This is a genomic window from Conexibacter stalactiti (assembly GCF_033542075.1).
Classification (GTDB): domain Bacteria; phylum Actinomycetota; class Thermoleophilia; order Solirubrobacterales; family Solirubrobacteraceae; genus Conexibacter; species Conexibacter stalactiti.
This window is the reverse complement of record NZ_JAWSTH010000164.1, coordinates 1-8,991: the sequence shown is the minus strand read 5'-3', so window position 1 is coordinate 8,991 and position 8,991 is coordinate 1. Positions and strand designations below refer to the sequence as shown.

The window sequence follows — 8,991 nt, the reverse complement described above, 5'->3', positions numbered from 1 at the left end:
AGCTTCGGCGCGGCCGCTCTCGCCGCCGGCGCTCTCGGCTGCGGCGCGGGCGCGGGTGCCGGCGTCTCCGGCGCTCTCGGCGCAGGCGCCGGCGCGGCGGCGACCGGCGGCGCGACGCGGAAGGCGTACGTGCCGGAGGTGACCTCGATCACCGCCGTCTCGCCCTCGATCCGCACGCCGCCGACGCCCGTCGCCTGAGCAGCCGGAACGCCGCCCTCGGTGACGACCTCCTCGGCGGCGTCGATCGGCAGCCGCACCTGCGCGGTCGTGCCGGCCGGGACGGTCAGGTCGAGCGTCAGCACCCCGCGGCGGCTGCGTCTCCACGCGGTCGAGACGACGCCGCGGGGCGTGCGGTAGGTCGCCGCCGCGCACTCCAGCTCGCCGACGATCGCCGGCTCGATCACGAGCCGCTCGTAGCCGACCGAGTCCTTCGCCTGCTCGATCCCGCCGGCCCCGGAGGTGAACCACTCCTGGATCGCGCCGAGCATGAAGTGGTTCTGCGAGTTCTCGCCGCTGTTGAGCGTCGGTCCGTCCCATGCCTCGGTCAGCGCGGTGGCGCCGTTGATCACCTGGTAGGCGTAGCTCGGCGAGGTCGGCACCGTCGCGACGTCGACGATCACGTCGTCGCGTCTGGCCTCCTCCAGCACGCGGAAGAGGGCGGGCAGCGCGACGATGCCGACGTCAGTGTGATCGCCTCTGGCGCGGATCGAGGCGAGCAGGTGGCGCAGCACGGCCGGCCGGTCGGCCTCGGCGACGAGCCCGGCGTCGAGCGCCATCGCGTCGGATGCCTGGCTGCCGGAGCCGTAGGTGACGCCGTCGCCGCGACGGTAGGCGACGTTGAAGGCACCTCTGATCGTGTCGTGCAGGATGCGATACCGCGCGGCCTCGGCGTCATGGCCGAGCGCGCTCGCCATCTCCTCCATCTGCGCGACCATGCGGGCGTAGGCGTAGGTCGAGGCGAGCCCCTTCGGCGTGCTGCCGTCGAAGGTGAACCAGTCGCCGAGCGTGTCGTAGTCGAGCAGCCCGGTCGGCGCCTTGCTCGTCAGGTAGTCGACGTATCTGACCATCGCCGGCCAGGCACCGCGGATCGTCTGCGTGTCGCCGTAGGTCTTCCACAGGTCGTGCGGCATGAAGACGATCGCGCCGCCCCAGTTGGGGTCGTCGTCGAACATGCCGCGCGTCGCCCCGCCGAACTGCGCGTACTGGGGGATGATGTTCGGGACGAAGCCGTCGGGATATTGGTTCTCGATCATCTTGCGCACGACCGCGCGCGTGTGCGCGAGCACGTCATAGGTCAGCTCGACGCCGCGCAGGTTGAGCTGGTGGTCACCGAGCCAGCCGAGCTTCTCGCGGTGCGGGCAGTCGGTCATCACCGAGTACATGTTCGACTGCGTCGCGCGGTCGATGATGCGGTGGATGTCGTCGAGCATCGGCAGGCACGATCTGAAGCTGCCGACCGACTCGTTGGCCGTCCGCAGCACGAGGCCGCGCACGTCGTCTCTGCCGATCGTGGCGCCGGCCGGCATCCCCTCGATCTGGAGGTAGCGGAAGCCGTGGTACATGAAGCGCGGGTGCCACGTCTGCCGGCCGGAGCCGTCGGAGGTGTAGCTGCTCCACATGCCGGTGCGGACCGACTGCTGGTTGACAGAGCCGTTCGCGTTGACCTTCTCTGCCGGGCGCAGTCTGACCGTCGTGCCGGCCGGCAGGTCGAGCGAGATCTGCGGCCAGCCGGCGAAGTTTACGCCGAGGTCGACGGTGAACCTGCCGCCGCCGAGCGGGATCACGTTGGTCGGCACGAGCGTCTGCACCTGCTCGATCGGCGGCGCGTCGATGCCGCTGAGCGCGACGTTCACCGCGCCGCCGTCGCGGTCGGCCGCGGCGACCCAGCCGGCGCGATCGGCGCCCGGCTCGTTCCAGCCGGCCTGCACGCGACGGGCGTCGAACGACTCGCCGCCCCACCACCAGCTCGCCGTCGTCGGGCCGAGCGTCGTCAGCCAGTCGGTGCCGGAGGCGACCGTCTGGCGGCTGCCGTCGGTGTAGTCGATCTCGACCTGCCCGATCAGGCGCGGGCCGCCGCCGCTGCGCGTCAGCTTCGCGTAGCGGGCGTCGGACGGGTTCTGCGCGTCCCACATCCCCTGGCCCAGCTCGACGCCGACGGCGTTGGCGCCGTCACGCAGCAGTCCCGTGACGTCGTAGGTCGCGTACTCGGCCCGTCTCTCGTAGATCGTGTAGCCGGGCTGGAGGACCGCGTCGGTCACCTCGCGGCCGTTGAGGGTCGCGTGCTGGATCCCCTGGCCGGCGAGGTAGAAGCGCGCTCTGGCGACCGTCTTGCCGGGCTCGGTCGTGAACTCCTTCGCGAACAGCGGCAGGCCGTCGGGGCCCTGCGGCAGGTCGGCGGTCTGTCCGCTGAGCGATCCGACTCTGGCGAAGCTGGAGCCGTCGGCGCTGGTGAGGAGCGAGAAGTCCTCGGGGAAGTTCGGGACTCTGCCGGCCTCGGTGCGCGCGTCGGTGCGCGGCCACAGGCGGATCGTGTCGAAGCTTCTGACCGCGCCGAGGTCGAGCTGGATCCAGACGTTCTGATCCTGTCTGTCGAAGTTGCTCGACGTGAACCCCTTCGGATCGCCGTTGGTGTTGACGACGCCGTCGGTCAGCGCGACCGGGGTCCAACCGCAGCAGTTGAGGACGCTCGAACCGGTGACGGTCGCGCCTCTGGCGCGGTTGGCGTCGCCGGCTGAGGAGTCGATCGCCTCCAGCTCGGCGAGCTGGAGGTGCGGTCTGTCGGGCGCGTCGGAGGCGCCGATGCCGAGGCGCGTGACGTCGAGTCTGATGTAGCGCGCGCTCTGCGCGCCGACGCTCAGCTCGGTCGGTCTGCTGACGACGCCTCTGTCGAAGCGGGCGTTGCCGATCCAGCGACCGGCCCACTGGTCGCGCTCCAGCAGGCCCAGCTCGAAGTGGGCCGGCTCGCTCCAGGCGGAGACCTCGCCGCGCTGGTCCCACGTGCGCACCTGCCAGACGACGCGCGAGCGCGAGCCGAGCTGCGCGCCCTCCCAGGCGACGTCGCTGGTGCGTGTCGACGCGACGCGGCCGGTCGCCCACAGGTCGGCCTCACCGGCCGCGAGCTTCGCGGCGCTGGAGGCGGCGCGGATCTCGTAGGCGCTCTGCGCGGCGCCGCGCGCGCCGGCGTCGAGCCGCCAGCTGAGCGTCGGGCTCGTCACGTCGATGCCGACCGGCGCGCGCATGTCCTGCGTGCGCAGCGTCGTCGGCGTTACCTCGGCGGCCTGCGCGAGCGCGCCGGGGGCGAGCGCGCCCAGCACGACGGCAGCGGTCAACGGCAGCCGCCGCCGGCTGCGGGATGGGGACGTCATCCAGTTTCTCTCCTCGATGGATCCGACCACACGCGCGGGGGGAGACGCGTGCTTACGTTCGGCCGACCCTATAACACGCGTTCATTCGCACACAAGTCACCGTTAACGCGCGCTGACGTGCCAACGCTGCCGCGGCAGCGTTGGCACGTGGTCACTCAGCCGGCGACGAGCCCGCCGTCGATCACCAGCTCGGTCCCCGTCACGAACGCCGCGTCGTCGGAGGCGAGGTAGGCGATCGCCTTCGCGACCTCCTCCGCGCGCCCGAGCCGCCCCATCGGCTGCCGCGCGACGAGCGCCGCGCGCGTCGCCACGGGGTCGGGCGCGCTGTCGATCAGGCGGCCGACCCATGGCGTGTCGACGGTCCCGGGGCAGACGCAGTTGACGCGGATCCCGTCGCCGACGTGGTCGATCGCCATCGCCTTCGTGAGCGCGATCACCGCGCCCTTGGAGGCGCAGTAGGCGGCACGATCTCTCAGGCCGACGAGCCCCGCGATCGAGGCGGCGTTGACGATCACGCCCGAGCCCCGCTCGACCATCCCCGGCAGCACCGCGCGGCAGGTGTGGAACACACCCTTCACGTTCACGTCGAAGACGGCGTCCCACACCTCCGGCGGCGTCTCGATCACGTTCGTCGTGGAGCCGACGCCAGCGACGTTCGCGAGCAGGTCGACGCGGCCGATCTGCGCGACGGCGTCGGCGACCGCCGCGCCATCGGTCACGTCCGCGACGTGGTCGACGCCCTCGCCGGCGGCGCGGTCCAGCCCGACGACCTCCCAGCCGCGCGCGGCCAGCTCCAGCGCCGTCGCGCGGCCGATCCCGGAGGCGGCGCCCGTCACCAGCGCGACGCTCACGGCGTCACCGTGACGGTCACGTCACTGCGCAGGTCGTCGAGCACGAAGGTGAACGCCGTGTCGGCGTATCTCTGACTGATCTTCACGTATCTCCCTGTCAACGCCAGGCCGTTGAACGTGTGCGTCAGGCGGCCGCCGGAGGTGCTCGCCGCCAGCGTCCAGCCGGTCACCGGCGTCCAGTGGTCGTTGTCGGTGCTGGTCCAGACGCCGTAGTCGGCGGCCGTGAGGCGCGTCGTCGCGTCGCGGTCGCGCAGGCTGATCGAGCTGATCGACTGCCCGCTTCTGAGCGCGACGTCGAGCCCGAGGCTGCGGCTCTTGTAGTCGAGCCCGAGCGGCGGGAAGGCGCAGCTCGTGTCCCAGCCGAAGACGCGACCGCGGCTGGGATGTCTGTCCAGCTCGTTCCAGCCGGTTCTGACGATCCCGCTCGGCGCGGTCCCTCTGACGACGAGCGTGTCGCCGTTGACGACGCCGGCGCTCTGCAGCGTCGCCGTCGGGCTCAGCTGGACGCCGTTCTTCCACAGCGTCAGGCCGGCCTCGCGGCAGCTCGCCAGCGTGGCGATCGCCGGCAGCATCCCGGAGATCGTGTTGGTCGCCGTCGAGATCGTGTTGCGGCGGCCGAACGGCCACGGCCAGCCGTCGCGATCGGCGCGCATCAGGAACCAGCTCGGTCTCGCGCTCGCCTGCGCGTCGGCGGCGTCCAGCTCGTCCTCGCAGGCCGCGCCGGTCTGGTCCTGGATCACGTTGTAGGCGATGCGCGAGCCGACGCCGGGCAGGCGGCCGTAGACGGCGAGCAGCTTGTTGCCGGCGAGCGGGACGAAGTCGGGGTAGATCGAGTAGCCGCTGGTGCCGTCGGGGTTCTGCAGCGGCACGTGCCCGCTCCACGAGACGCCGCCGTCGTAGGAGACGCGGGTCATGAGCGCATTGGTGGCGGGATCGTGGCTCCCCATCACCAGCTTCGTGCGGCCGGCCGGCAGGCTCGGCGTGCACGGCGCCGTCGTGACGGCGTGGCCGGTGCCCTGCTCGATCGAGGCGTGCGGCTCGGTCCAGGTCGCGCCGTCGTCGCTCGACCACGACAGGTAGAGGTAGCGGCGGGCGGTGTTGAGCGTCGAGTCGGTCCGCATCACGGCCAGCAGACGGCCGTCGCGCAGCGCCGCGATGGAGGTCTCGGTGACGTTGTTGGGCCAGTTGCCGTTGGGGTTGGCGAAGGCCGGCGGGCCGACGTCGTCCTTGCCGATCAGGCGGTAGTCGGTGAACGTTCTGCCGCCATCGAAGGAGCGCAGCACGCCCGACTGCCACGGCGTCGCGCGCTCGACGCCGCCGGGCGTCGGCGGCGCCGCCGGGGCGCCCCAGATCGGCATCAGCACGACGCCGCTCGGCAGCTCGACGAACTTGCCGTACGTGGCGTTGTAGTACATCGGCGTCGGCAGTCTGATCGGCGCGCCGGCACCGCTCCAGGTGACGCCGTCGTCGGTCGAGCGGAGGATGTAGGTGACCGACTCGCGGTCGGTGTACGGCGTGTGCACGATCGACTCGGACGCCGCCATCAGCAGCGTCCCGTCTCTGAGGCGCGTGATGCCGAGCGCCGAGTTCGACGAGCCGTTCGCATACCAGAGCGGTCTCAGGATCTGCGTCGGCGTCGACCACGTTCTGCCCTCGTCGGTCGAGCGCGTCAACCACACGGAGGCGCCTCTGATCGAGTCGCCGTCGGTGTTGTACGTGACGAGGATGTCGCCGTTGGCGGCCCGTTCGGCGCCGACGCCGAAGGCGGTGTGCGTGCTGGCGGTGACCCAGCCTCTCTCGACGACCTGGAGGCCGGGGTCGGCGGCGGCGGGTGAGGCGCCGACGGCGGCTGTGGCTGCGGCGACGGCCGCGAGCAGCGCGGCGATGCGCGCACAGGGACGCGACCGCGCGAACGGGCGGGACGGGAGCGACATCGACTTCTCCTCTTGGTGTGGTTCTCAGCCGGCGAAGGCGTGCGCCGGCTGACCGGGCAGGTCGAGCGAAAGGGCGAAGAGATCTCCGGCGCGCGGCTGATCGGCACGCTGCGCGGGCGTCAGCCCCTCGCGCGCGGTCGTGATCCAGAGCCGGCCGCCGCCGATGGCGCAGCTCGTCACCTGGGCGGCGCCAGGCGTCGTGACGGCGCCGCGGGGGCGGCCGTCCGGGTCGTGGCGGCGCACCTCGCCGGCACCCCAGATCGCCAGCCAGATCGACCCGTCGGCGGCGACGGCGAGCCCGTCGGGGATGCCGTCGCGGCGGTCGATCTCGATCAGCGGGCGGGGCGCGCCGAGCGCACCGGTGTCGGGGTGAAACGGCGCCGCCGAGACGATCCCGGTCGCGCTGTCGACGTGGTGGAGCGTCGTGCCGTCGGGGCTCCAGCCGAGCCCGTTGGATATCGAGATGCCGGTGCGCGCCACGTGGACGGCCCCGTCGGGCTCGACCCGGTGCAGCGCGCCGTCGGGCCGGCCGGCGCGGGAGGCGGTGCCGATCCAGAGGCGGCCGCGCGCGTCGCAGGCGCCGTCGTTGAGGACGAGGTCGGCGGCGGTTGCCGGCGGGCCCGCGGCGCCGGGCGCGACGCCTGCGCCGGGCGCGACGACCGCGATCCGTCGCTGCTCGACGCCTCGCTCGCCGAGCAGCAGCAGCGCCCCGTCGACCGCGGCGACGTGGCCCCCGCCGGTGCGCGGGACGATCGCGCTGACGCGCTGGCCGAGCGCGCGTGGCGACAGCGGGCCGCGCGCCGGGTCGAAGCGGTGCCACATCCCCGCGCTCATGTCGACCCAGTGCAGCAGCCCGGCGGCCTCGTCCCAGCGCGGTCCCTCGGCGAGCGCGGCGCCGGCGGCGAGGACCGGCTCGGCAGCTTCCGCTGAGACGCTCATCGCGCGGGCGCCTCGCCGGTCGCGGGCGGCGCGGGCACGTCAAGCTCGTCTGCCAGCCACCGCGCCGCGACCTCGCCGACCTCGCCCGGCTCGCAGTCGGCGACCGCGCCGGCCCAGCCGGCGGCGCTCGCGAGGTCCTTCGCGCCGCTGCCGGTCAGCACGACGACGACGTCGGCGTCGCGCGCCAGCCGGCCGGCAGCGGCGTCGGCCGCCGCCGCCGCGACGCCGGTCGCGGCGGCCGGCTCGACGAAGAGGCCCTCCAGCCGCGCCAGCAGCCGCTGCGCATCGAGGATCGCCTCGTCGCCGACGGCCGTCCCCCAGCCACCGCTCGCGCGCACGCCCGCGACGGCGGCGTCGCCGTCGGGCGGCGACGGCAGCTGTAACCCCGAGATCGCGGTCGTGCAGCGCTCGACGCGCGGCTGCTCCAGCTCGCCGGCAAGCGCCCGCGCGATCGGCGCGCAGCCCTCCGGCTGGGCGACGACGACGCGCGTCGGCGCGTCGGCCTGCGCGAGCCCGCGGGCGATGCAGACGCTCAGCCCGCCGCCGCCGGTCGGCACGTAGACGACCTGCGGGGCGTCCTCCTCCGCCAGCTCGTAGCCGATCGTGTCGGCGCCGCGCATGCCGTCGGGGTTGAGCGCGTTGGCGGTCACGCCGAGGAAGAGGTCGTGCTGCGCGGCGAGCCGCCGCACGGTCGCGAAGACGGCCTCGGCCGCGGCCGCGCTGCCGCCGGTGCCGATGTCGGCGACGCGCACGACGGTCGTGCCGACCGCCTGGATCGGGACGAGCTTCTCACGCGTGATCGTCGGCGTCGCCAGCAGCAGGCCGGGCAGCCCGGCGCGGGCGCCGTAGGCGCCGAGCGAGGTGCCGGCGTTGCCGGAGGAGGTCGCGATCCACCCGCGCTGGCCGCGCTCGCGCGCGAGCGTCAGCGACAGCGCCGCGATGCGGTCCTTGTAGGAGCCGGTCGGGTTGACCTGCTCGCACTTCGCGCGCAGCCGCGGCAGCCCGATCGCGACGCCGAGCCGCGGCAGCGCGACCGTCGGCGTCGCCCCCTCGCCCAGCCCGACCCAGTCGCCGGCGATCGGCGGCAGGCGGTCGGCATAGCGCGAGAGGCCGCTCACCACGCGACCGGCTCCGGCGCGATCAGCGCGATCGCGTCACCGGCCGCGACGCGCGCGTCGCGGCGCACGTACATGACGATCCCGTCGCACGGCGCGGCGATCGCCGTCGGCGGCGCGTCGTGATCGTCATCGCCGAACAGCTCCGCGAGCGGATCCCCGGCGCGCACGGCGGCGCCGGCGCGCGTGCGCGTCACGAGCGTGCCGGCGGCCGGCGCGGCCGGCGAGCGGTCGAGGTCGCCGTCGCCGCCGCGCACGATCCGGCGCGAGGCCGGGAGGAGTGCGGGATCGGGTCCCTCCTGAGGACCCAGACCCGCAGTCATGTCGGGTGCGGGCAGCGTCAAGCCGAGATCGGCGAGGACCGCGAGCACGCCGCCGACGAGCGCGTCCAGCTCGGCGCCGCGGACCTCGCCGCCGCCGCCGGCCTCGACGTAGATCGCGGGGATCCCGCGGTCGCGCGCGGCCGACAGCGTGCGGCCCGGGCCGATCTCGTCGTGCGCCCACGTCAGCGGTGCGGCGAAGGCGCGCGCGGCTGCCTCGGCGCCCGCGGCGACGGCGGGATCGCCGCCGGCGAGAAAGCCGCAGAAGAGCGGCATCGCCCCGGCGCGGCCGGCCGAGTGAAGGTCGATCACGAGGTCGGCGCCGTCGATCAGCTCGCGCTCGATCGCGGCGGCGATCGCGGCGGTGGGGGCGGCGCCGCCCCCATCCGGCGCGCCGTCGCGCGCGCGGGCAGCGCCGGGCTGCGCGGAGGCCCCGAACGCCCGCGCGAGGTTGCCGCCGTCGGCCG

General features: G+C 74.0%; 6 protein-coding genes. All 6 read right to left on the bottom strand.

Annotated elements, in window-relative coordinates; translation table 11 throughout:
- The coding region (locus tag R7226_RS30245) for a family 78 glycoside hydrolase catalytic domain (RefSeq protein WP_318601230.1) at positions 1-3,365 on the bottom strand (3,365 nt) is incomplete at its 3' end.
- A gap of 155 nt (positions 3,366-3,520) precedes the next feature.
- Complete coding sequence (locus tag R7226_RS30240; protein ID WP_318601229.1) at positions 3,521-4,216, bottom strand: SDR family NAD(P)-dependent oxidoreductase; 696 nt, start codon at positions 4,214-4,216, stop codon at positions 3,521-3,523.
- On the bottom strand, positions 4,213-6,150 hold the full coding sequence (locus tag R7226_RS30235; RefSeq protein ID WP_318601228.1) for a sialidase family protein: 1,938 nt from the start codon (positions 6,148-6,150) through the stop codon (positions 4,213-4,215). Before R7226_RS30235 ends, R7226_RS30240 begins: the two co-directional genes overlap by 4 nt.
- Before the next feature lie 24 nt (positions 6,151-6,174).
- Complete coding sequence (locus tag R7226_RS30230; protein WP_318601227.1) at positions 6,175-7,089, bottom strand: SMP-30/gluconolactonase/LRE family protein; 915 nt, start codon at positions 7,087-7,089, stop codon at positions 6,175-6,177.
- The gene (locus R7226_RS30225; RefSeq protein WP_318601226.1) at positions 7,086-8,207 is read right to left on the bottom strand and encodes a pyridoxal-phosphate dependent enzyme; all 1,122 of its coding nucleotides are present in this window, start codon (positions 8,205-8,207) and stop codon (positions 7,086-7,088) included. Before R7226_RS30225 ends, R7226_RS30230 begins: the two co-directional genes overlap by 4 nt.
- Positions 8,204-8,991, bottom strand: a 788-nt coding sequence (locus R7226_RS30220; RefSeq protein ID WP_318601224.1) for a succinylglutamate desuccinylase/aspartoacylase family protein, incomplete at its 5' end; no start/stop codon positions are given. The genes R7226_RS30225 and R7226_RS30220, both read right to left, overlap by 4 nt.